We start from the raw sequence: 22,698 nt of genomic DNA, 5'->3' as shown, positions 1-22,698 counted from the left end.
GATCGTGCGACGTGGCCGAAGGGCTGCCGCGTCGCCCGGTTTCCGGCGCCGACCAGGTCGTCGGGTGACCTCCTTGGGAGACACGTATGACTGTTCGACGACTGGGTGCCGGCCTGGTAGCCGCCGCCCTGTTCACGCCCGCCCTGGCCGCCTGCGCCGGTGGCACGACCGGCACGGCCGGGTCAACCGCGTCCCCGACGGTGAGCGCGTCCGGGGCGCCGAGCCAGTCCGGCGGTGCGCCGGTGTCCGGCGACGCCAAGCAGGCCCTGCTCGACTCCACCAAGGCGATCAGCGACGGCAACTTCCGGTTCACCCTCTCCGGGGCCGGGTCCACGGCCGAGGGGCAGGTGCACCAGCCGAGTCAGAGCGCCGCCCTGAAGTTCGCCATCGGTGGTCCCTCCTCCGACCTGGCCATGAAGCTCGACGTGATCCACGCCAAGCCCGACAGCTGGGTGAAGCTCGAACTGACCGGCCCCACCGCCGACAGCCTGCCCGCCATCAAGCAGCTCAACCTCGGTAAGTACCAGCACCTCGACCAGGCCCGCGTCAAGGGCAACAAGAACCTCGGATTCGACTTCGACAAGGTCGACCCGGCCGGCAGCGCGGTGCTGACCCAGGGCATCACCGAGGTCCGCAGCACCGGCACCGGCACGTACGCCGGCACCATCGACGTCACCAAGGCCGCCGAGGCGGGCTCGCTGAACGCCGCCACGATCGCCGCGCTGGGCACCCAGGCGAAGACGGTCCCGTTCACCGCGAAGGTCGACCCGCAGGGCCGGCTGAGCGAGCTGGCGCTGCAACTTCCGGCCTCCGGCCAGACCGCGGCCCAGGAGATCAAGATGACGTACTCCGACTACGGCTCCGCCACCCCGGCCCAGAAGCCGCCGGCGGACCAGGTCGTCGAGGCGCCCGCCGAGCTGTACAGCCTGTTCAGCTGACCGTTCCCCGGGTGGGGTGGCTCCGGCCATCCCACCCGACGATCAGGCGGACGGTTCCTGGCGGGCGGCGTCGATCCGCGCCCGGGCACCGTCCAGCCAGCGCTGGCAGATCACCGCCAGCGCCTCGCCGCGCTCCCACAGCGCCAGCGACTCCTCCAGGGACGTGCCGCCGGCCTCCAGCCGCTCGACCACCGAGGCCAGTTCGGCGCGGGCCTGCTCGTAGCTGAGCCGCTCGTCCGGCCCGGCCTTCGTGTCGTCAGTCATCGCGTCCATCTCAGCACACCCCGGTCGGTGTCACCGCGTCGCCACGTCCCCGTCGACCGTCGCGGCCAGCTCGCCCTCGGCGAGGCGTACCCGTAGCGGGTCGCCCTTGCCGACCTCGGCCGCCGCCCGGACGACGTGCCCGTCGGCGCGCTGCACGATCGCGTACCCCCGGTCGAGCGTCGCGGCGGGGGAGAGGGCGCGCAGTCGGGCGAGGGTGTGCCGGAGGTCGTCGTCGGCGGCCGCGAGCCGGTGGTCCAGGCAGCGCCCGGCGCGTTGACGCAGTGCGGCCAGCTCGGTCGCGCGGTGCTCCACCATCACCTGCGGCCGGGCCAGCACCGGCCGGGACCGCAGGCTGTCGAGGCGGTGCGACTCCCGGTCGACCAGGTTGCGCACCGCCCGCTGGAGGCGGTGCCGGGCCTGACCGATGAGGCGTACCTCCTCGGTGAGGTCGGGGACCACCCGCTTGGCCGCGTCGGTCGGGGTGGAGGCCCGCAGGTCGGCGACGTAGTCGATCAGCGGCGTGTCGGTCTCGTGGCCGATCGCGCTGACCACCGGGGTACGGCAGCCGAAGACGGCCCGGCACAGTGCCTCGTCGGAGAACGGCAGCAGGTCCTCGATGCCGCCACCACCCCGGGCGATGATGATCACATCGATGCTCGGGTCCGCGTCCAGGACCTTGAGCGCGTCCACGATCTGCGGCACGGCGGACGGGCCCTGCACGGCCACGTTGACCGTCCGGAACTCCACGGCCGGCCAGCGCCGCCGCGCGTTCGTCAGCACATCCCGCTCGGCGGCGGACGCACGGCCGGTGATCAGACCGATCCGGCCGGGAAGGAACGGCAGCCGGCGCTTGCGGGCCCGGTCGAACAGCCCTTCGGCGGCGAGCAGCTTCTTGAGCTTCTCCAGCCGGGCCAGCAGCTCACCGAGACCCACCTGGCGGATCTCGTCGGCCCGCAGGCTCAACGTGCCCCGGGCCGCGTAGAACTCCGGCTTGGCGTGCAGCACCACCCGGGCGCCCTCGCGCAGCTCCGGCGCACCGGCGTCGAGCACGTCCCGGTTGGTGGTGACGGTCAGGCTCAGGTCGGCGGACGGGTCACGCAGGGTCAGGAAGACGGTGGTTGCCCCGGGACGGCGGCTGATCTGCGCCACCTGCCCGTCCACCCACACCCAGCCCAGCTTGGCGATCCACGCCCCGACCTTCTGCGAGACGACGCGAACAGGCCAAGGCTCCTCAGCGCTGCTCCTGCCCTCACTGCCCCCACCACTGCCCCCACCCACACCACTCACCCCCCAACCCTACGGAGGCCCCCGGTGATCAAGAAGTTTGCGTCAGATCCGGGCGCGTTCCTGACGCAAACCTCTTGATCACCGGGATTTGGCCCGGGAGGCGGAACAGGGGTGGGGACGTACGATGGGGGAGTGACTGATCTCGGGACTGGTAAGCGCGTGCTCCTAGCCAAGCCTCGTGGCTACTGCGCGGGTGTGGACCGTGCGGTGCAGACCGTCGAGGAGGCGCTGAAGCTGTACGGCGCCCCGATCTACGTCCGCAAACAGATCGTGCACAACAAGCACGTCGTGCAGACCCTGGAGTCGCAGGGCGCGATCTTCGTGGAGGAGAACGAGGAGGTGCCGGAGGGCTCGACCGTGATCTTCTCCGCGCACGGCGTGGCGCCCGAGGTCTACGAGCAGGCGCGGGAGCGTTCGCTGAAGGCCATCGACGCGACCTGCCCACTGGTCACCAAGGTGCACCAGGAGGCGAAGCGGTTCGCCGCCGAGGACTACGACATCCTGCTGATCGGCCACGAGGGGCACGAGGAGGTCGTCGGCACCGCCGGTGAGGCGCCCGCGCACATCCAGCTCGTGGACGGCCCGGACGGCGTCGACAAAATCACCGTGCGTGACCCGGAGAAGGTGGTCTGGCTCTCCCAGACCACGCTCTCGGTGGACGAGACCCTGGAGACGGTCGCCCGCCTCAAGCAGCGGCTGCCACTGCTCCAGTCCCCGCCCAGCGACGACATCTGCTACGCCACCTCCAACCGGCAGCACGTGGTCAAGGAGATCGCCCCGGAGTGCGACGTGGTGATCGTCGTCGGCTCGACGAACTCGTCCAACTCGGTGCGCCTGGTCGAGGTCGCCCTGGACGCCGGCGCCCGCGCCGGGCACCTCATCGACTTCGCCCACGAGATCGACGACGCCTGGCTGACCGACGCCCGCACGGTCGGCGTGTCCTCCGGCGCGAGCGTCCCCGAGGACCTGGTCCGCGATGTGCTGGCGCACCTGGCCGAGCGCGGCTTCGCCGACGTCGAAGAGATCACCACCGCCAACGAACGGCTCACCTTCTCGCTTCCGCAGGAGCTGAAGCGGGACATGAAGGCCGCCGCGGCCCGCGGCTGACGAGCCGGGCTCCGACAGGACCGCCGCACGTCGACCACGCCACCGGCCGCGCGTCGCGCCACGGCCGCCCGCCGGCCAGTTCGCAGGCGTCGCGGTGGAACGCCGGGCCCGTGCCGTACGTCGAAGACGGCATGAGGACCCTTCGGCTCGTCGTCCCCGCCCTGGTCGTCTGCGCGGCGCTGAGCGCCTGCGGTGAAACCGGCGGTCCCGCCACCCCCGGCGGACCGTCGGCGACGACCGGGCAGCCCGCCTCCGCGTCGCCGAGCACCCCCGAGTCGCCCAGCACCCCCGAGTCGCCCAGCACCCCGGCCCCGCCGATCAAGTCGCCGGGCGGGCCCACCGTCCCACCGCCGGTCGGCGCCACCGAACTCACCGGCACGATCACCGCCGGAGTGGAGCCGAACTGCGTGCTCCTCGACGGGTACCTGCTGGTGGGCGGGCCCCGGGACGTGCTGACCGCCGGCGCCCAGGTGACCGTCACCGGCCGGGTGGAGAAGGGCACGATGACCACCTGCCAGCAGGGCATCCCGTTCGTCGTCGAGAGCGCCAACCGGCGTTAGGGCGTGTGTCGGAAGCCCCTGGCCGGCTGCGGCGGGCCCAGACGACGGCCGGCCGCGTTGGAGATGGGTTCGGAGACAACACCGGTGTCCGAACCCATCTCCGCCTTGCCGGACCGCCGCCTGGACTCCGCCTCGGCTCGACCGAGGACTTCGACAACACGCCCTGGCGTGTGAGCCCCCGTCAGCGGTCGACGTCGTTGAGCAGCTCCGGGGCCTGCGGCTGGCGCGGGGTCAGCTCGACCTGGGCGGGGGCCGCCAGCTCCTCGTCCGAGACGCCCAGCTCGGCGAGCTTGCGGGCGCTGACCAGCACCCGCGCCTCCAGTGAGCCGACCGCCCGGTTGTACGCGGTCACCGCGCCGGTCAGCGACGATCCGAGCTTGCCCACGTGGTCGCCGAGGGTGGCGAGCCGGCCGTACAGCTCCCGGGCGAGGGTGTGCACCGCCACCGCGTTGCGGGCCAGCGCCTCCTGCCGCCACGAGTAGGCCACCGTGCGCAGCAGCGCGACCAGGGTGGCCGGCGTGGCCAGCACGATGTTGCGGGCAAACGCGTGCTCCAGCAGCGTCGGATCGCGTTGGAGCGCGACGTCGAGGAACGGGTCGGCCGGTACGAACAGCACCACGAACTCGGGCGAGCTGTCGAACGCGGCCCAGTACGACTTGGCGGCCAGGGCGTCGACGTGCCCGCGCAGGTGTCGGGCGTGCGCGTCGAGGTAGGTGTCCCGGCCGCGCTCGTCGCGTGCCTCCATGGCCGTCAGGTACGCGTCGAAGGGCGCCTTCGCGTCCACCACCACCGACCGGCCGCCGTGCAGGCGTACCACCAGATCCGGGCGGACGACCTGGTCGTCGGTGGCGGCGGTCACCTGCTCGGAGAAGTCGCAGTGCTCCAGCATGCCGGCGGCCTCGACGATCCGGCGCAGTTGGTGCTCGCCCCAGCGGCCCCGCACCTGCGGCGCGCGCAGCGCGGCCACCAGTTGCTTGGTCTCGGTGCGCAGCTCACCGGAGACGACGTTCATCGAGCGGACCTGCTCGCGCAGCTCGGCGTACGCGTCGACGCGGTCGTGTTCCAGCTCGGCCACCCGCTGCTCGTAGCGGCGCAGGCTGTCGTGCAGCGGCGCCACGGCCCGGGCCACCGCCTCCTGCGACTGGGCCGTCGCCTCGTAGCTCAGCGCCCGCATGGACTGCTCCAGCCTCCCCTCGCCCTCGCGGGTGGCCGTCAGGGTGGCGTCGAGCCGGGCGATGTCGGCCGCCGACCGGGAGCGGGCCGCGTACCAACCCACCGCCCCGCCGGCACCGAGGCACACGACCACCACCAGCAACGTCGAGACGTCCATCACCGGAGCTTGCCAGACGGGTGCGACGTGACACCCGGGGGTACGTTCGTTGACATGGAAGCTCTGCTGTGCCTGCTGGTCGTCTTCGCCGCCGTGGTGGGTGCCGGCCTGCTCGCCTACTCCCGGTCCAACGCCCAGCGGCGTGTGGCGCTCGGCGACGCCCGCGCCGAGGCGCAACGGTGGTACGAGCGCCTCGGCGGCCAGTTGATGACCCTGCAGGGTGAGGAGCCCGCCGTGCGGCAGGCGCTCGCCGATGCGGGGGAGCGCTACAACGCGGCCGGCTCGCAGTTGGAGCAGGCGCGGACGCCGAACCAGTTCGCGCTCGCCCGGGAGACCGCGCTGGAGGGGTTGGCGTACATCCGGGCGGCGCGGACCGCGCTGGGCATCGACCCCGGGCCGGAGGTGCCGGCGCTGGCCGCCGCGCGGGGCGTCGGGCAGCTCACCAAGGAGCGCGAGGTCGACGTGCAGGGCCAGACCTTCCGGGCCGGCCCGCAGCCCGGCCGGGACACTCCCTACTACTACCCCGGCGGCCGGTACCAGGGTCGGCCGGTGCCGGCCGGTTGGTACTCGACGCCCTGGTGGAAGACCGCGCTGGGCGCGGGCGCCGGCGTGCTCGGCGGCATGCTGATCGCCGACGCGCTGTTCTCGCCGGCCTTCGCCGATCCGGGGTACGGCTACGACCAGGGCTACCAGGAGGGCTTCGGCGACGGCGCCGACTACGCCGGCGACCAGGGCGGCGACGCCGGCGACCAGGGCGGCGATTTCGGTGGCGGCGACCAGGCGGGTGACTTCGGCGGCGGCGACTACGCCGGCGGCGACTTCGGCGGCGGAGGTTTCGGCGGCGGCGATTTCGGCGGCGGCGATTTCGGTGGTGGCGATTTCGGCGGCGGCGATTTCGGCGGCGGCGACTTCTGACACCGCTCGATCCGGCGATCATGGAGTTGTGGTGGCCGCTTCGCCGCTGTTGGCGGCTTTTGTGGGGCACCACAACTCCATGATCGGCCGGGCCTGATCGGCCGGGCCTGATCGGCCGGGCCTGATCGGCCGGGCCTGATCGGCCGGGCCTGATCGGCCGGGCCTGATCGGCCGGGCCTGAAGCTGGTTTTTGTTCCTCTGGTCAGCCGGTGTTGCGCATGCCGGCGGCGATGCCGTTCACGGTGGTGAGCAGCGCCCGTTCCAGGGCCGTGCCGTCGCTGGGAGCGCGTCGACCACCCGGTGCGGTGGCGACCGCCCGGCCCGCCGCCCCGGACTCCCGGTACTGGCGCAGCAGCGCCACCTGGAGGTGGTGCAGCGGCTCCAGGTAGGTGTCCCGCACGGCCAGGGTGCGCTGGAGCACCGGGGAGTTCTCCAGCAGGGCCGGTGAGGCGGTCACGGCCAGCACCTCGCGCTTGGTCAGCTCGTACTCCTGCTCGATCTTCTCGAAGATCGGGTGCAGCTTCTTCGGCACCAGCGTCTCGACGTAGCGACGGGCGATGCTCAGGTCGGTCTTGGTCAGCATCATCTCGACGTTCGACAGGAACGTGCGGAAGAAGTGCCAGTTGCGGTGCATCTCGGCCAGCACGTCCGCGTGTCCGGCCTCGCGGGCGGCGGCCAGGCCCGAGCCGACGCCGAACCAGCCCGGCACGATCTGTCGGGTCTGCGTCCAGCCGAACACCCACGGGATGGCCCGCAGCCCGGACAGGCCGGCGCCGGTGTTGGGACGCTTCGCCGGCCGGGAGCCGATGTTCAGCGCGCCGAGCAGTTCGGTGGGGGTGGACGCCCAGAAGTACGCCGGCAGGTCCGGGTCCTCGACGAGCGACCGGTACGACCGGAACGCCGACTCGGACACCACGTCCATCGTCGCGTCCCAGCGTTCCAGCATCTCGGCCGGCTGCCGGGGCGCGGTGTGCAGCAGCGTCGCCTGGAGCACCGCCGCGAGGGTCAGCTCCAGGTTCTCCCGGGCCAGCGAGGGCAGCGTGTACTTGTCGGAGATGACCTCGCCCTGCTCGGTCACCTTGATCGCGCCGTCCAGCGTGCCGTACGGCTGGGCCAGGATCGCCTCGTGGGTCGGGCCACCGCCGCGCCCGACCGTACCGCCGCGACCATGGAAGAGCCGCAGGTGTACGCCGTGCCGGGCGGCCACGTCACGCAGCGCGCGCTGGGCCCGGTGGATCGACCACTGGCTGGTGGTGATCCCCGCCTCCTTGTTGGAGTCGGAGTAGCCGAGCATGACCTCCTGCACATCGCCACGGGCCGCGACCAGCGCCCGGTACGCGGGCAGCGACAGCAGCTCGTCGAGGATCTCGCCGCCGGCGTTCAACTCGGCCGGGGTCTCCAACAGCGGCACGAAGCCGATGCGGGCCCGGCCGCTGTGCACGTCGACCAGTCCGGCCTCGCGGGCGAGCACCACGGCGGCCAGCACATCGTCCACCCCGAGGGTCATCGAGATGATGTACGACTCGATGACCTCCGCGCCGAACCGGTCCTGCGCCTCGCGGATCGTGCTGAACACGTCGAACGTCTTGCGGGCCGACTCGGTCAGCGGGGTGTCCAGGGTGGACAGCGGCCGCCGGCCGGTCAGCTCGTCGGCGAGCAGCTTGGTGCGCTCCAACCGGCTCAACGCCGGGTAGTCCGGTACCTCGCCGACTGCCTCGTAGAGCTGGGTGAGCACCTCGTGGTGCTTCTCGGCGTGCTCCCGCACGTCCATGGTCGCCAGGTGCAGGCCGAACGCGGACACCGTACGGATGGTGGAGGCCAGCCGGCCGACGGCCGTGAGCTGCCCCGAGTTGCGGGCCAGCGACGCGCGCAGCAGGTCCAGGTCGGCGATCAGCTCGGCCGAGCCGCGGTAGTCCCGACCCGGTACGTGGGCCGTGCCCTGGCGCAGCCGCTGCCGGGTGTTGGCCAGCTTGGCCTTCACGCAGCGTGCCTTCAGCCGGTAGGGCTCCTCGGCGTTGACCCGGCGGAACCGGGGCGCCACCTCGGGCAGCGCGTCGAGGTCGGCGGCGAGGCTGGCGGAGAGGTCGAGCGACACCCCGCGCAGCCGGCGCGAGACCGAAACCTCGTTGATCAGGTGGTCCATCGCCTTCTCGGTGGCGGCGATGCCGTGTTCGTGCTGGATGGTCAGCACCTCGCGGGTGACCGCCGGGGTGACGAACGGGTTGCCGTCACGGTCGCCGCCGATCCAGGTGCCGAAGCTCAGTGGGCGGGCCGTCGGCGACGTCTCCACACCGAGGGTGCGCAGCGTGTCGGCCAGGTCGTCGAGCACCTGCGGCGCGGCCTCGGCGTACAGGTCCCGCAGGTAGTAGATGGCGTTGCGGGCCTCGTCGGTCGGATCCGGCCGGTCCAGCCGCAGCTCGTCGGTCTGCCACATGAGGTCCAGCAGCTCGGCCAGCCGGCGGTTGGCCGGGCCCTCGTCGCTCGCGCCGTAGAGGATCGCGTTGGCGGTCTCGGTGTCCAGCTCGTCGGCGATGGCCCGCAGCTTCGACAGGATCGAGCGTCGGGCCGCCTCGGTGGGGTGGGCGGTGAAGACCGGCCGGACCGCCAGCCGGCGAGCGACGGCGGCGATCTCCTCGGCCGGGACGCCCCGCTCGGCGATCATCTTGGCTGCCTGGTCGAGCCAGCCGCCCTGTACGGCGCGGCGGCGGCGCAGGTCGCGTGCGCGGTGTACCTGCTCGGTGATGTTGGCCAGGTGGAAGTAGGTGGAGAAGGCGCGGGCCAGCTTGGTGCCGGTGGTCACGTCGAGCCCGCCGAGCCGCTGGGCGGCGGCGGGGACGTCGGAGCGTACCTGGGCGCGGATCTCCTCGACGAGGTCGAGCAGCGGGCGGCCCTCCTGGCGGGCCAGGGTCTGGCCGAGGAGGGTGCCGAGCCGGCGGATGTCGGCGCGCAGCGCGGCGTCCGGGCCGTCGTGGTCGTGCTGGTCGGTCACGATGCGCTCCTTACGTGAGTACGAAGGACAGCGCTGTCCGACTCCCTGGATGGTATCCGCGTCTGGCCCTCCGGTAGGAGGGGCTTCGGGCGTGCCGCGTCGTGAGACGGAACACCCCGGAGATCACCTCAGGGTCTTGCGCGGTTGAATCCCCGACCTCCCCGCACCACCGTCGCGGCGAGCAGGGCCGCCAGGGCGAGCACCGCCCACAGCGCCAACCCGGTCAGCGGCCAGCCGATCGAGCGCCGGTCGAAGTACACCGCCGACTTGACCAGATCGGTGGCGAGTCCGGGCACGTTCCACCGGTGCATACCGCGCAGCCAGGTGGGCAGGAACTCCGGGGCGTAGATGCCGCCGGAACCCGGATTGCCGAGCACCACCAGCAGCAGGATCACCAGTCCGGTGCCGAGCACGCCCAACCATCCCTGCACGGCGGCGGCCACCATCGCGGCGGCGAAGGCGGCGAGCATACCGGTGCCGGCGACGGCCGGCAGGTCGTGGTGCCAGACGTCCAGCACCGGGCCGACGATCACCGCGCCGGCGATGCCGAGCACGACGCTGTAGACGGCGAGCGCCCCGATCCGGACGCCCGCGCGGCGCAGGGTGCGCGGAGTGGTGCCGACGGAGATGCCGAGCGCGGTCGAGGCCAGGTACCCGCCGAGGACGCACCCGATGGCCAGGTAGAACGGGACCAGACCGCGCGGGTCGGTGTCGGCGACCGGCACCTCGTCGGCCACCCGCAGGGGCATCCGGGCCTGCTCGGTGGCGGCGGTGAGGACCTGGACGACGACCTCGGTGGCGGCCGGCGCGCTGGCGCTGGCGGTGGTCAGGACGAACCCGCCGTCGGGGGTGGAGCTGACTACCCCGTACACCTCGCGGCTGGTCAGACCGTCGTCGGCGGCGCCCGGATCGGCGTACTCGATGGCCTTGATCGTGTTGGTCCGGTCGCGAACGGCGGTCAGGACCGTTCGTGCGGCCTGGTCGCCGCTCGCCACGCCGACCGGCACGTCGCGGGGGTGGGGTTGGTGCAGGGCGCCGACGTAGGCGGCGATGAACCCGACGGCCAGCGCCAGGGTGCCGAGCAGCAGGCCGGCGGTACGGGGGATCTGGTCGCGTATCCGGACCTCCGGCGACTCGTCCACCAGCCCAGCCTAGGGTGCGTTTTGTCCTGATCGAGACGTTTCTGCCGGTGGGCGTCCGATCCTGACCGCCGTCCGGCGCAGACGAGCAATTTTCTTCAAGACCTGTTCAAGCTTTCGCGGCGACGATGGTTCTCGTCGGTCCGGAGGTCGCCCCGCCCAGGGTGGCCGACCCGGAGCACGCGGGCCTGTTCGGGGAGGCCCGAAGCTCGGTGCGGACCCGCGCCCGTGGAGGTGCCGTACGCCCCCAGGTACGGCACCTCCACGCCGCGGTCCGAGGTCAGGCGTTGACGGTCGGGTCCTTCCCGGCGGTGGCCAGCAGTCGACGAAGGCGCGCGGGAGGATGACCCACCTGCTCGCTCACCACCCGGGTCAGGTGCGCCTGGTCGGCGAAGCCGTACTCGGTGGCGAGCGCGCCCAGCGGACGACCGTCGGGTTCGGCGAGGGTGTCCAGTACGGCGCGCACCCGCAGGCGGTTGCGGTAGGCGGTCAGGCTGCCGCCGGTCACCCGCTGGAACACCCGGCTGAGGTGGTGCGGTGAGCTGCCGACCTCCCGGGCCACCTCGCTCAGGCCCAGCGTGAAATCGGAGTGGGCCAGCACCTCGCGCGCCCGGTCGGCGAGCCGCCGGTGCGCGGCCAGCGTCGCCGGCCGTCGGCGGACGGCCCGCTCGACCTCCGCGTCCACCTCGTCGGCGGCGAGGTCGCTGTGGTGCAGCAGGCGGGCCAGGAACCGCTGGAGCCGTTCGGCCATCTCGAACCGGTCGAGCCCGCGCCGGAACTCGGCCACCAGCAGCCGGTGCGCCAGGTCCAGCGTGGCGTCCGAGGTGCCCGCCCATCCGCTCCGGTCCATCCAGCGCTGGGCGTCCGGCCGTTCCGCCAGCACCGACGGATCGATCTCCAGGCAGGTGTACGAGTCGCCGCAGCCGAACGGGTGCGCCACGGCCAGGTCGTCCCCGGGCCGGGTGAGCAGCACCGAGGTGGCGTCGGAGAGCTCGACCCGCCCGTTGAGCCGACGCCGGTACGCCCCGGACCGGCCCAGCATGATCTTGTGATGGTCCTGGGTGACGGTCTCCGTCCACCCGTGGTTCTCGACGATGCAGCGCGCCTGGTAGATCAGCATCCCGTCCGGGTGCCCGAGCACCCGCCAGCGGGCCGGGGTGGTGTGCCGACGCGGATCACTGCCGATCCCCTCAGCGGGCACAGCTACCCCCGACTCCCGACCGGGTCGGCATCGCACAGCGTCCCGTGACCGCCACGGCGTCAGCTCTCGAACACGGCGAAGGCGCGAACCGGGAAGGTGCCCATCCCGGCCACCATCGGCGGCGCCGCGGTGAACCGGAACCCGGTCGGCGGCAGCGCGTCCAGGCCGGTCAGGTGCTCCACGACCGGGATACCGGCGGCGAGCAGGACGCTGTGCGCGGGGCGTACGCCGTTCGCCGCCGGGGTCATGTCGTCGATGTTGATCGAGTCGATGCCGACGAGGGTCGCGCCCGCGTCGGCCAGTGCCCGGGCGCCGTCCTCGCTCAAGTACGGCGCCTCCGGCGCGGCGTACCGCTCGGTGCCGAAGTGCGCGTCCCACCCGGTGTGCAGCAGCACCGCACGCCCGGTCACCTCGTACGGCGCCAGCATCAGCCGATCCACGGCTCGGGTGTCGGCCGGTACCCGGACCACCACCCCGGGCAGGTCGGCGAGGCGGTCCAACGACACCCCGGTCAGATCCTCGCGACCGGCCCAGCGGTGGGCGGGGGTGTCCACGTACGTGCCGGTGTTGGCGATCATGTCGATCCGGGCCACGTGGAACTCGGTGCCCGGCGCGTACCGCTCCCGGGACGCCGCGTACGTCAGCCAGTCGGTGATCCGTGGGCCCGGCCACCCGGGCAGGGTGGTCATCCCGTCGCTGATGACGTGGCTCAACTCCACCAGCCGACGACCACCGCCGGCCGTGGCGACGGCGCGACCGCCCTTGTGCGGCTCTCGGATCATCGTCTTCGCGCTGATCCGGACCTCGGCGACCATGAGCAGCCCGAGGTGCCGGACGAAGAGTGCGGCGAGGTTGTCGTCGCTGATCTCGTGCCCCGGGACGTCCAGCCGGAACCCCTCGGTGCGCAGTCCGCCGCCGTTGGCGAAGCTCACCTCCGCGTCGAACTGCGCCCGCCACTGCTCACCCATACACGCACTCGACCACGGCGTCCGGCGGCGGTCAAGATCCGTGCGTCGATGGTGGCTGGGGGGCCGTGTTCGGCGGGATCGCGTGCGCCGGGATGCTGGGCCACAGGTCGTCCCGCCCCCAAGATCGCGCAAGAACCAGGAAGTAGTGGTGAAGACGGCTCGGCGAGGCCACTACATCCAGGATTGAGCACGATCATGGCGTGGGCCACCCGCGCCGGCGCTCGTCCTCAAGATCCGCGCAACATCAGGGATGTTGCTGCTTCCGACGCGTCTGAGGCAGCAGCATCCCCGATGTTGTGAGGATCTTGGGCGCGGGGCGCGGGGCGCGGGGCGCGGGGCGCGCGGGACCTGGGCGGAACGGGGTGGGTGTCGGTGGACGGAGATAGGCTTGGTCAGGCGCGTACCCCCCGTCCGGCTGGGCGAGGGGCCCGCCGTCGTGTGCGTCGACTCCCTCGGAAGGACTCCCTTGCTCACCGGTCTGTTCTCCGCCGCCCTGGCCGATCCCGGGCTGGCCCGGGCGCGTGACCTGGCGCGCTCCGGTGCCGCCCAGGTCGACGGCCTCGACATCACCGCTCCCGCCGCGCTGCGCCCGTTCGCCGTCGCGGCCGTCGCCGCGGACCCCACCGACGCCGGCCCCGGCAGCACCGCCGCGGGCAGCGGTGGCGGCGCCGGGCGACCCGTGCTGGCCGTGACCGCCACCACCCGCGAGGCCGACGACCTGGCCGCCGCGCTCGGCGGGCTGCTGCCGCCGGAGCAGGTGGTCGTCTTCCCCTCCTGGGAGACGCTGCCGCACGAACGGCTCTCCCCCCGCTCGGACACGGTGGGCCGACGGCTGGCCGTGCTCCGCCGCCTCGCGCACCCCGAGTCGGCCGACGCGCACGGCCGCACCGGCCCCCTGCGGGTGGTGGTCGCCCCGGTCCGGTCGCTGCTGCAACCGCAGCTCAAGGGCCTCGGTGACCTGGAACCGGTGCAGCTCGCGGCCGGCGAGGAAGCGGACCTGGAGGAGGTCGCCCGCCGACTCACCGACATGGCGTACGCCCGGGTCGACCTGGTCACCAAGCGCGGCGAGTTCGCGGTGCGCGGCGGCATCCTGGATGTCTTCCCGCCCACCGACGAGCACCCGTCCCGGGTCGAGTTCTGGGGCGACGAGGTGGAGGAGATCCGCACCTTCGCGGTCGCCGACCAGCGCACCATCGAGCAGGTGCCACTGCTGTGGGCGCCGCCCTGCCGGGAGCTGCTGCTGACCCCGGCGGTGCGTGAGCGGGCCGCCGCGCTCGCCGAGCAGCACCCCGAGCTGGCCGAGATCCTGGACAAGCTGGCCGAGGGCATCCCGGTGGAGGGGATGGAGTCGCTGGCCCCGGTGCTGGTCGGCCCCGACTCGCTGGAGCTGCTGCTGGACGCGATGCCGGCCGGCACCCACGTCCTGCTGTGCGACCCGGAGCGCATTCGCACGAGGGCGCACGATCTGGTGCGTACCTCTGAAGAGTTTCTGCAGGCCTCCTGGGCCGCCGCCGCGGTCGGCGGCCAGGCCCCGGTGGACGTCGGCGCCGCCGCCTTCCGCACCCTGGCCGAGGTACGCGCCACCGCCGGAACGCTCCGCCAGCCCTGGTGGACGCTGTCCCCGTTCGGCCTCGTCGAGGCGGAGACCGCCGAGGCGCGGCAGCCCTGGGAGGACGCTCCCGAGCAGGCCAGCGTCACCCCGGACGACGCCATCGCGGTGACCCTCGCCGCCCAGCCCGCCCCGCTCTACCACGGCGAGACCGCGCGGGTCGTCGACGACCTCAAGCGCTGGGCCGGCGAGGGCTGGTCGATCGCGCTGGTCTTCGAGGGGCACGGCCCGGCCCAGCGTGCCGTGGAGGTCCTGCGCGACGCCGGCCTGGGCGCGCGGCTCACCGAGGAGGTGCCCACCGCACCCGCGCCCGGCGATCTGGTCGTCACCTGCGGCGCGCTGACCAGCGGCTTCGTCGACGAGGCGTCCCGTTTCGTGCTGCTGACCGGCAACGACGTGACCGGTGGCCGGGGCACCTCGACGCGGGACATGCGCAAGATGCCGAGCCGCCGGCGCAACACGATCGACCCGCTGGAGCTCAAGGCGGGCGACTACGTGGTGCACGAGCAGCACGGCATCGGTCGGTACGTCGAGCTGGTGCAGCGCACCGTCAACGGCGCCAGCCGGGAATACCTGGTCATCGAGTACGCGGCCAGCAAGCGCGGGCAGCCCGGCGACCGGCTGTTCGTCCCCACCGACCAGCTCGACCAGCTCTCCCGTTACGTGGGCGGCGAGCAGCCGGCCCTGCACAAGATGGGCGGCTCGGACTGGCAGAAGTCCAAGGCCCGGGCCCGCAAGGCGGTCCGGGAGATCGCCGCGCAGCTCATCCAGCTCTACGCCGCGCGTAAGGCGTCCAAGGGCCACTCGTTCGGCCCGGACACCCCGTGGCAGCGCGAGTTGGAGGACGCCTTCCCGTGGCAGGAGACGCCCGACCAGCTCGCCGCGATCGACGAGGTCAAGCGGGACATGGAGCAGACCGTCCCGATGGACCGGCTGATCTGCGGCGACGTCGGCTACGGCAAGACCGAGATCGCGGTGCGGGCGGCGTTCAAGGCCGTGCAGGACGGCAAGCAGGTGGCGGTGCTCGTACCGACGACCCTGCTGGTGCAGCAGCACTACAACACGTTCGCCGAGCGGATGAGCCAGTTCCCGGTGCAGATCCGGCAGCTCTCCCGGTTCCAGACCGCCAAGGAGACCGAGCGGACGCTGGAGATGGTCGCCGACGGCACCGTGGACATCGTCATCGGTACGCACCGGCTGTTGCAGACCGCCACCCGGTTCAAGCAGCTCGGGCTGGTGATCGTCGACGAGGAACAGCGGTTCGGCGTCGAGCACAAGGAGCACCTGAAGACGCTGCGCGCCTCGGTCGACGTGCTGAGCATGTCGGCGACCCCGATCCCGCGCACCCTGGAGATGGCCATCACCGGCATCCGGGAGATGTCCACCATCGCCACCCCGCCGGAGGAGCGGCACCCGGTGCTCACCTTCGTGGGCGCGCAGGACGACCGGCAGGTCGCCGCGTCCATCCACCGTGAGCTGCTCCGCGACGGGCAGGTCTTCTACCTGCACAACCGGGTCGAGTCGATCGACCGGGCGGCGCGGCGGCTGCGCGAGCTGGTGCCCGAGGCGCGGGTCGCCGTCGCGCACGGGCAGATGGGCGAGGAGGCGCTGGAGAAGGTCATGGTCGGCTTCTGGGAGAAGGAGTTCGACGTCCTGGTCTGTACGACCATCGTGGAGTCCGGCATCGACATCCCGAACGCCAACACCCTGATCGTCGAGCGGGCCGACCTGCTCGGCCTGGCCCAGCTGCACCAGATCCGGGGTCGGGTCGGCCGGGGGCGGGAGCGGGCGTACGCGTACTTCCTCTACCCGCCGGAGAAGCCGCTCACCGAACACGCCCACGAGCGGCTGGCGACCATCGCGCAGCACACCGAGCTGGGCGCGGGCATGTACGTCGCGATGAAGGACCTGGAGATCCGCGGCGCGGGCAACCTGCTCGGCGGCGAGCAGTCCGGGCACATCGAGGGCGTGGGCTTCGACCTGTACGTGCGGATGGTCGGCGAGGCGGTCTCCGCGTTCAAGGGCGAGCGGCAGGAGGAGGAGACCGACGTCAAGATCGACCTGCCGGTCGACGCGCACCTGCCGCACGACTACGTGGGCGTGGAACGGCTGCGCCTGGAGATGTACCGCAAGCTCGCCGAGGCACGCGACGAGGAGCGTCTGCGCGAGGTCGTCGCCGAGATGACCGACCGGTACGGCGAGCCGCCCGCCCCGGTGCAGAACCTGGTGGCGGTGGCGCGGTTCCGCCTGCTGGCCCGGCGGTACGGCCTCAGCGACGTGTCCGTGCAGGGCAAGCACGTGCGGTTCGGTCCGCTGCCGCTGCCCGACTCGAAGCAGTTGCGGCTCAAGCGCTACCACCCGGACGCGGTCTACAAGCTGGCCACCGACCAGGTCAGCGTGCCCCGGCCGAGCACCCGGCGGATCGGTGGCGAACCGCTGCGCGACCAGGCGCTGCTCGAATGGTGCGCGCAACTGCTCTCCGACGTCCTGGGCGCCCCCGCCCCGCTCGCCGCCGCGGGTGCGTCCACCTGAGCCGGTGGTGTCTCCTCGATCAGGGGCGGTGTCGCGCGGGCGCCGTCCCTGGTCGCCGTCGAGCGGAGGTGGGGGGCGTCACAACCTCGGGTGACGGCGTGAGAGAGTGACGGCTATGCGTGCTCGCCGTCTTGCCGCCGTCGCCACTGTGGCGCTCGGCCTCGTCGCCCTCTCAGGTTGCCGTGCCGAGCCTGGTGTCGCCGCTTACGTCGGTGGCCAGCGGATCACCGAGCTCCAGGTCGCCGACGTGATCAAGGACCTGCGGACCAAGAACCCGACGCCGAGCGCCGAGCCCTCCGCCAGTGGCCAGCCGGCTGCACCGCAACCGACCCTGCCCGAGGCCGCCGACGTGGTTCGGACGATGGTGCTGACCAAGGTTTGCGAGCGGCTCTCCGCCGAGAAGAACTATCAGCCGCGCGGCCAGGCGACGGCCGACCAGGCCGCTCAGCAGCTCGGCCTCAACCCGGAGACCGGATACGCGCGCGAGGTGGCGAAGTTGTTGACCTGCATGTCCGGGTTGCCGACCGAGCCGGTCGAACCGACCGCGCAGGAGATGGCCGACGTGATCGCCGCCGGACGCGCATCCGGCAAGATTCAGCCCCAGGTGACCGACGAGCAGGCCGCCGGTCAGCTCAACGGCGAGCAGTTGCAGGGTGCGCTGGCGACCAAGCATCTCCTGAACGACGCGGCCGAGCGGTACGACGTCACCGTGAACCCCCGGTACCGTCCTCTGGAGTTCCCGCTGCTCAGCTTCACCGAGGACACCGCTGCGGTGAGCATTCCGCTGGGTGGGGCGGGTTCCGGAACGGTCACCGACGTCTCCACCCCGGACGCGTCGCCGTCCAGCCCCAACCCGAACGCCGAGGGCACGGCAAGCTGAGCATGACGGCGCGGATCGTCCTGCTGGTCACCTCGCCCCGGCTGCCAGCCGGTCTGCTGACCTCGGCCGCCTGGGACGTCGTACGCGAGCATCCGGTGCTGACCGGCGCGGAGAGCGAGTTGACCACGGCCGTGCGGCAGGCGGGCGCCGAGGTGACCGTCGTGGCCGGCCCGGCCACGCAGGCGCTGCTGGACACGGTCGCGGCGCACGGTACGGCGGTCTGGCTGGCCGGACCGGCCGGGGACGAGTCGCTGGCCCGGGAGTTGGGTCTGCGGCTGGCCCGGGAGCCGGGGCTCGCCGAGATGGAGCTGATGTACGGCTCGTGGGATCCGCCGGGGGCGCGGCTGCTCGACGCGGTGGCGGTGCTGGACCGGCTGGCCTCGCCGGGCGGCGACCCGTGGAAGCGGGCGCAGACGCACCGTAGCCTCGCCGGCTACCTGCTGGAGGAGAGCTACGAGGCGTACGACGCGATCGGCGCCGACGACACCGACGCGCTCCGCGAGGAGTTGGGCGACGTGCTGCTCCAGGTGGTGCTGCACGCGCGGCTCGCCGAGGAGCTGCCCGAGGGTGAGCGGTGGAGCATCGACGACGTGGCCGGCGGCCTGGTCGACAAGATGATCCGGCGCAACCCGCACGTCTTCGCCGGTGCGGAGGCGGGCACGCTGGAGGAGATCACCGCCAACTGGGAGCGGATCAAGCGGGCCGAGAAGGCACGTGACTCGGTGCTCGACGGGGTGGCGTTGAGTCAGCCCGCGCTGGCCCTGGCCGCGCAGATCCTCGACCGCGCCGCCCGCGCCAACCTGACCGTCCCTCCGGCACCTCCCGAAACCGAGGCGGACGAGGAGGAGCGCCTGGGCGCCACCCTCCTGACCTTGGTTACCGAAGCCCGCAAGGCCAACCTCGACCCCGAGGCAGCCCTCCGCCGCGCGACCCTGGCCCACGCCGCCACCATCCGCGCCGCCGAGCGAGGTTGATCAAGAAGTTTGCGTCAGGATCGGGCCGGATCCTGACGCAAACCTCTTGATCAACACGGCTGGGTGCGGGGTGGTCGGTAGGGTTGGCGGGTGGAGGAGTTTGGGGTTCTTGCCGAGCGGGTTGTCGAGGCACTGCTGGAGGCGCGGCCGGGGGTTGCCACGTCCGCCGGGGATCACCGGTACGACGACCGGCTTCCGGATCTGTCCGCCGACGCGTTGGCCGCCGACCGGGTGATGCTCACCGACGCGGCGAACGCGCTCTCCGAACTGGACCCCGACGCGCTGGACGTCGACGAGCAGGTCGACCACGCGCTGCTCACCTCCTTCGTCGATCGGGAGCTGTTCGAGCTGACCGAGATCCGGTCGCACGAGTGGGACCCGCTGGCCCACAACCCCGGCCCGCTGTTGCACCCCCTGCTGGCCCGCCCGTACGCCCCGGCCGAGGTGCGCCTGACGCAGCTCGCCGGCCGGCTCGCCGCCGTACCGGATGCTCTCGCCACCGCACGCGCCACGCTGCGGGACATGCCGCGGATCCACGCGGAGACGGCGGTCGGGCAGTTCACCGGCACGGCCGCGCTCATTCGTGATGAGCTACCGGGGCTGATCGCGCAGGCGCCGGGCGGCTTCGAGAGGGTCGAGCCGGCGGCGACCGACGCGATCGCCGCGCTGGACGAGTTCGTGGCCTGGCTGCGGACTCGGTTGGCCGCCGACAGCGGTCAGGGCCGCGACCCGCGCCTGGGCCGCCGCCGCTGGGAGGCGCGGCTCTGGCACACCCTCGACACCGAGCTGGGCGCCGCCGAGATCCAGCGCCGGGCCTGGGCCAACCTGGATCGGGTCACCGAGGAGATCCGCGCGGCGGCCGTCGAGCTGGTCGGTGGTCCGGCCGACGACGAGACGGTACGCCGGGCGCTGGACCTGCTCGCCGCCGAGCACCCGGACAACTCGACGATCGTCGAGCTGGCCGGTGTGACCCTGGACGAGGCGACCGACTTCGTCCGGCTGCACGACCTGGTCACCCTTGTCGACGACCGGTGCGTGATCCAGGAGATGCCGGAGTTCGCGCGGGGCGTCGCGGTGGCGTACTGCGACTCGCCCGGCCCGTTGGAGACCGCGGCGGTGCCGACGTTCTACTGCATCGCGCCCACCCCGGCGGACTGGTCGGCGCAGCGTGTCGACTCCTTTTACCGTGAGTACAACGATCACATGGTTCGTAACCTGACCGTGCACGAGGCGATGCCCGGCCACTTCCTCCAGCTCGCCCACGCCCGGCGTCACGTGGGCGGCACGCGCGTCCGGGCGTTGGCCCGCTCCGGCCCGTTCGTCGAGGGCTGGGCCGTGTACGCCGAGGAGCTGATGGCCGGTCTCGGCTTCGGCGGTCTGCCGGTGCGGATGCAGCAGCTCAAGATGCAGCTCCGGATGACCATCAACGCGCTGCTCGACCAGTTGGTGCACGCCGAGGAGCTGCCCGAGGCCGAGGCCATGGCGTTGATGACCGGTCGTGGCTTCCAGGAGGAGGGCGAGGCCGCCGGCAAGTGGCGTCGGTCCCTGCTCACCTCGACGCAGCTCTCCACGTACTTCGTCGGGTACAGCGAGGTGGCCGAGATCGCCGCCGCCCGCCCGGAGGGCGTGCCGGCGCGCGACTGGCACGACGCGATGCTCGCCCACGACTGCCCGCCGCCGCGCCATCTGCGCGCCCTGCTCGGCGTCTGACGCGCGCCGGGCCGCCGGACGGTCACCCGCCGCGTCGGCACAACCCGCAGGAGCCGGGGGTACGGGGTTCAGGAGCCGCCGGGGCGGTTGTCGAGGACGCCTGCTCCGGCGGGCGGGTCGAACGCGTCCTTCTCGACCGACTCGGAGTAGTCGCTCAACGCCAGCTCCATCGGTTTGCCGTCGACCGAGCCGAGGAAGCTGCCGAGCACACCCTCGGTGGTGACGCAGGCACTGAAGTCGCCGTCCGAGCGCTGCACCTCGACGCAGGCGGCGTGGTGCCCGGCGACGGTGGTGTCGCTCTGCTTGATCACTGCCTGCGGGTCGAGGGCGGCGGCGGTCAGCAGGCCGACCACCACGGGTGGGGTGACGAGGCCCTGCTGGTTCGCCTCGTCGAACAGCGCCACGGTGGGCTTGGTGCCGGGGGTGGGTGGCGCGACGAGCGTGCACACCGTCCGGCCGCCGGCCGCCGTGCAGCGGGTGACGGCGTCGGGGGTGACGGTGAGCCGCCCACCCGGGTAGGTGTAGGCGGAGCGGGCCGGGTCCTGCGCCTGGACGATCGCGGCGGTCTGGCCGCCGGGCAGTTGGTAGTCGGCCGTGTAGGTCAACTCCAGTGCCCGGTCGAGGCGGGCGGCGAGGTCGTTGACGAGATCCGAGCGACCCATGGCGCTGCCGGCGTCCTCGACTGTTTGACAGCCGGTCACCGTGAGCGACGCGATGACCGACACGGCGAGCATGCGGAGGGTGGTCGTGGCGGCGGGCATGGCGACCAGCCTGGTGGATCTAGTCGGCGCAGCGCAAACCCGTTGCCGGTTGACGCCCGGAAATACGGGAATGTCCGTCACTGCGGGGCGACTCGGGTGCGCGGGCGACGCCGTGTCCGATCTCGTCGCCCGATACGCTGCGTTCAACACCTGCCTCAGCCGCACCGTCGCGGCCCACCCACGGACCGGATCACAACAACGAGGAGCGACTCAGTGGCAACCATCGAGGGAATCGTCGCGCGGGAGATTCTCGACTCGCGGGGCAACCCGACGGTCGAGGTCGAGATCGGCCTGGACGACGGCACGGTGGCCCGCGCCGCGGTGCCCTCCGGCGCCTCCACCGGCGCGTTCGAGGCGATCGAGCTGCGCGACGGTGACGCCGACCGTTACCAGGGCAAGGGCGTGGAGAAGGCGGTCTCCAACGTCGAAGACAAGATCGTCGACCAGCTCATCGGCTACGAGGCCAGCGAGCAGCGGCTCATCGACCAGAAGATGCTCGACATCGACGGCACCGACAGCAAGTCGGAGCTGGGCGCGAACGCCATCCTCGGGGTCTCCCTCGCGGTGGCGAAGGCCGCCGCCAGCAGCGCCGAGCTGAGCCTCTTCCGCTACCTGGGCGGCCCGAACGCGCACCTGCTGCCGGTGCCGATGATGAACATCCTCAACGGTGGCGCGCACGCCGACTCCAACGTCGACGTCCAGGAGTTCATGATCGCGCCGATCGGCGCGCCCACCTTCCGCGAGGCGCTGCGCTCCGGCGCGGAGGTCTACCACGCGCTGAAGTCGGTGCTCAAGAAGAAGGGCCTGTCGACCGGGCTCGGTGACGAGGGTGGCTTCGCGCCGAACCTGCCGACCAACGCGGCTGCCCTGGACCTGATCGCCGAGGCGGTCGAGAAGGCCGGCTACCGGCTCGGCACCGACATCGTGTTCGCGCTCGACGTGGCGGCCACCGAGTTCTTCGAGAACGGCACCTACACCTTCGAGGGCGCGGCGAAGTCCGCCGAGGACATGAGCACCTACTACACCAAGCTCGCCGACGAGTACCCGATCGTGTCGATCGAGGACCCGCTGGCCGAGGACGACTGGTCCGGCTGGCAGACGCTGACGGCGTCGATCGGCGACCGGGTGCAGATCGTCGGTGACGACCTGTTCGTGACCAACCCGCAGCGCATCGCCCGTGGCATCGCGGAGAAGGCCGCGAACGCCGTCCTCGTGAAGGTCAACCAGATCGGTTCGCTGACCGAGACCCTGGACGCGGTGGACCTGGCCCACCGGGCCGGCTTCAAGTGCATGATGAGCCACCGCTCCGGCGAGACCGAGGACACCACCATCGCCGACCTGGCGGTCGCCACCGGCTGCGGTCAGATCAAGACCGGCGCTCCGGCCCGCTCGGACCGGGTCGCCAAGTACAACCAGCTGCTCCGGATCGAGGAGGAGCTGGCCGACGCGGCGCGCTACGCGGGCGCGGGTGCGTTCCCGCGTTACCGTTCGGCCTGAGTGTGGTTGCCGGGAGGCCCCACGTGGGGCCTCCCGG

Annotated in this window: 17 protein-coding genes; 9 read left to right on the top strand and 8 right to left on the bottom strand. The window is 72.3% G+C overall.

Going from position 1 to position 22,698, the window contains the following annotated elements:
* Positions 1–86 precede the first annotated feature (86 nt).
* A complete protein-coding gene (locus tag ABZ272_RS06475; protein WP_355048865.1) occupies positions 87–938 on the top strand; it encodes a hypothetical protein in 852 nt (283 codons plus the stop codon).
* A gap of 42 nt (positions 939–980) precedes the next feature.
* On the opposite strand, the gene ABZ272_RS06470 is transcribed toward ABZ272_RS06475, so the two are convergent.
* Positions 981–1,202: an exodeoxyribonuclease VII small subunit gene (locus ABZ272_RS06470; RefSeq protein WP_355048864.1), complete on the bottom strand. Its 222-nt coding sequence runs from the start codon at positions 1,200–1,202 to the stop codon at positions 981–983.
* Positions 1,203–1,232: 30 nt separating this feature from the next.
* Complete coding sequence (gene xseA / locus ABZ272_RS06465) at positions 1,233–2,480, bottom strand: exodeoxyribonuclease VII large subunit (RefSeq protein ID WP_355049306.1); 1,248 nt, start codon at positions 2,478–2,480, stop codon at positions 1,233–1,235.
* Between the two features lie 141 nt (positions 2,481–2,621).
* On the opposite strand from xseA, the gene ABZ272_RS06460 reads away from it, so the two are divergent.
* Complete coding sequence (locus ABZ272_RS06460; RefSeq protein WP_355048863.1) at positions 2,622–3,596, top strand: 4-hydroxy-3-methylbut-2-enyl diphosphate reductase; 975 nt, start codon at positions 2,622–2,624, stop codon at positions 3,594–3,596.
* Between the two features lie 131 nt (positions 3,597–3,727).
* The gene (locus ABZ272_RS06455; protein ID WP_355048862.1) at positions 3,728–4,156 is read left to right on the top strand and encodes a hypothetical protein; all 429 of its coding nucleotides are present in this window, start codon (positions 3,728–3,730) and stop codon (positions 4,154–4,156) included.
* Between the two features lie 181 nt (positions 4,157–4,337).
* Here ABZ272_RS06455 and ABZ272_RS06450 read toward each other — a convergent pair whose 3' ends face one another.
* On the bottom strand, positions 4,338–5,486 hold the full coding sequence (locus tag ABZ272_RS06450) for a DNA recombination protein RmuC (RefSeq protein ID WP_355048861.1): 1,149 nt from the start codon (positions 5,484–5,486) through the stop codon (positions 4,338–4,340).
* Between the two features lie 54 nt (positions 5,487–5,540).
* Here ABZ272_RS06450 and ABZ272_RS06445 point away from each other — a divergent pair, with 54 nt between their 5' ends.
* Complete coding sequence (locus tag ABZ272_RS06445) at positions 5,541–6,401, top strand: hypothetical protein (RefSeq protein WP_355048860.1); 861 nt, start codon at positions 5,541–5,543, stop codon at positions 6,399–6,401.
* Between the two features lie 202 nt (positions 6,402–6,603).
* Here ABZ272_RS06445 and ppc read toward each other — a convergent pair whose 3' ends face one another.
* The 4 genes from ppc to ABZ272_RS06425 all read right to left on the bottom strand — a co-directional run bounded on the left by ppc (position 6,604) and on the right by ABZ272_RS06425 (position 12,698).
* Entirely contained in the window at positions 6,604–9,390 is a 2,787-nt protein-coding gene (ppc, locus tag ABZ272_RS06440) for a phosphoenolpyruvate carboxylase (RefSeq protein WP_355048859.1), read from the bottom strand.
* 128 nt (positions 9,391–9,518) lie between these two features.
* Positions 9,519–10,532: a hypothetical protein gene (locus tag ABZ272_RS06435; RefSeq protein WP_355048858.1), complete on the bottom strand. Its 1,014-nt coding sequence runs from the start codon at positions 10,530–10,532 to the stop codon at positions 9,519–9,521.
* Between the two features lie 277 nt (positions 10,533–10,809).
* Entirely contained in the window at positions 10,810–11,730 is a 921-nt protein-coding gene (locus tag ABZ272_RS06430; RefSeq protein WP_355048857.1) for an AraC family transcriptional regulator, read from the bottom strand.
* A 59-nt stretch (positions 11,731–11,789) separates the two neighbouring features.
* A complete protein-coding gene (locus ABZ272_RS06425) occupies positions 11,790–12,698 on the bottom strand; it encodes a cyclase family protein (protein WP_355048856.1) in 909 nt (302 codons plus the stop codon).
* Positions 12,699–13,164: 466 nt separating this feature from the next.
* On the opposite strand from ABZ272_RS06425, the gene mfd reads away from it, so the two are divergent.
* The 4 genes from mfd to ABZ272_RS06405 all read left to right on the top strand — a co-directional run bounded on the left by mfd (position 13,165) and on the right by ABZ272_RS06405 (position 20,403).
* Positions 13,165–16,839, top strand: a complete 3,675-nt coding sequence (gene mfd / locus ABZ272_RS06420; protein WP_355048855.1) for a transcription-repair coupling factor — start codon at positions 13,165–13,167, stop codon at positions 16,837–16,839.
* 115 nt (positions 16,840–16,954) lie between these two features.
* Complete coding sequence (locus ABZ272_RS06415) at positions 16,955–17,719, top strand: hypothetical protein (RefSeq protein WP_355048854.1); 765 nt, start codon at positions 16,955–16,957, stop codon at positions 17,717–17,719.
* A gap of 2 nt (positions 17,720–17,721) precedes the next feature.
* Positions 17,722–18,693, top strand: a complete 972-nt coding sequence (locus tag ABZ272_RS06410; protein WP_355048853.1) for a nucleoside triphosphate pyrophosphohydrolase — start codon at positions 17,722–17,724, stop codon at positions 18,691–18,693.
* A 90-nt stretch (positions 18,694–18,783) separates the two neighbouring features.
* Positions 18,784–20,403: a DUF885 domain-containing protein gene (locus ABZ272_RS06405; RefSeq protein ID WP_355048852.1), complete on the top strand. Its 1,620-nt coding sequence runs from the start codon at positions 18,784–18,786 to the stop codon at positions 20,401–20,403.
* Positions 20,404–20,471: 68 nt separating this feature from the next.
* Here ABZ272_RS06405 and ABZ272_RS06400 read toward each other — a convergent pair whose 3' ends face one another.
* Positions 20,472–21,164, bottom strand: a complete 693-nt coding sequence (locus ABZ272_RS06400; RefSeq protein ID WP_355048851.1) for a hypothetical protein — start codon at positions 21,162–21,164, stop codon at positions 20,472–20,474.
* 213 nt (positions 21,165–21,377) lie between these two features.
* Between ABZ272_RS06400 and eno the strand changes: the two genes are divergently transcribed.
* Positions 21,378–22,661: a phosphopyruvate hydratase gene (gene eno, locus ABZ272_RS06395; RefSeq protein WP_355048850.1), complete on the top strand. Its 1,284-nt coding sequence runs from the start codon at positions 21,378–21,380 to the stop codon at positions 22,659–22,661.
* Positions 22,662–22,698: the final 37 nt, after the last annotated feature.

It is taken from the genome of Micromonospora sp. NPDC005979 (assembly GCF_040614415.1).
In the GTDB taxonomy this organism is placed as follows: Bacteria; Actinomycetota; Actinomycetes; order Mycobacteriales; family Micromonosporaceae; genus Micromonospora.
This window is presented reverse-complemented; position numbering and strand designations above follow the sequence as displayed.

What these genes read in the sequence shown, in the direction of transcription:
- ABZ272_RS06475 (WP_355048865.1), top strand. Translation starts at nt 87, where the DNA reads ATGACTGTTCGACGACTGGGTGCCGGCCTGGTAGCCGCCGCCCTGTTC.
- ABZ272_RS06470 (WP_355048864.1), bottom strand. Translation starts at nt 1,202, where the DNA reads ATGACTGACGACACGAAGGCCGGGCCGGACGAGCGGCTCAGCTACGAG.
- ABZ272_RS06410 (WP_355048853.1), top strand. Translation starts at nt 17,722, where the DNA reads ATGACGGCGCGGATCGTCCTGCTGGTCACCTCGCCCCGGCTGCCAGCC.
- ABZ272_RS06455 (WP_355048862.1), top strand. Translation starts at nt 3,728, where the DNA reads ATGAGGACCCTTCGGCTCGTCGTCCCCGCCCTGGTCGTCTGCGCGGCG.
- ABZ272_RS06415 (WP_355048854.1), top strand. Translation starts at nt 16,955, where the DNA reads ATGCGTGCTCGCCGTCTTGCCGCCGTCGCCACTGTGGCGCTCGGCCTC.
- ABZ272_RS06445 (WP_355048860.1), top strand. Translation starts at nt 5,541, where the DNA reads ATGGAAGCTCTGCTGTGCCTGCTGGTCGTCTTCGCCGCCGTGGTGGGT.
- ABZ272_RS06450 (WP_355048861.1), bottom strand. Translation starts at nt 5,486, where the DNA reads ATGGACGTCTCGACGTTGCTGGTGGTGGTCGTGTGCCTCGGTGCCGGC.
- ABZ272_RS06400 (WP_355048851.1), bottom strand. Translation starts at nt 21,164, where the DNA reads ATGCCCGCCGCCACGACCACCCTCCGCATGCTCGCCGTGTCGGTCATC.
- ABZ272_RS06425 (WP_355048856.1), bottom strand. Translation starts at nt 12,698, where the DNA reads ATGGGTGAGCAGTGGCGGGCGCAGTTCGACGCGGAGGTGAGCTTCGCC.